At 43.3% G+C, this 245-nt stretch carries 1 protein-coding gene; it reads left to right on the top strand.

The window, feature by feature from the left end; genetic code table 11:
* Positions 1 to 245, top strand: a 245-nt coding sequence (locus ON07_RS16625; protein WP_010232718.1) for a hypothetical protein, incomplete at both ends; no start/stop codon positions are given.

The raw sequence follows: 245 nt of genomic DNA, 5'->3' as shown, positions 1-245 counted from the left end.
ACAACACAGCCTTGAGCGCAACAGAGATTAATAACTTGGCAATGATATCGAACACACCTACCTTAGCTAGTGTTCCGCAGTTAAGCGCTCCGGCAGATGCAGCTACGGGTATTTCTGTAACGCCCAACTTGAGTTGGAATACTTCTTCGGGAGCAGACAGCTATAGAGTTCAGGTATCTACGACTTCTAATTTTTCATCAACATTAGTAAATCAAAGCAACATTACAGGTACTTCCACTTCGGTT

Source organism: Gillisia marina, assembly GCF_000258765.1.
Taxonomy (GTDB): Bacteria; Bacteroidota; Bacteroidia; order Flavobacteriales; family Flavobacteriaceae; genus Gillisia; species Gillisia marina.
This window is presented reverse-complemented; position numbering and strand designations above follow the sequence as displayed.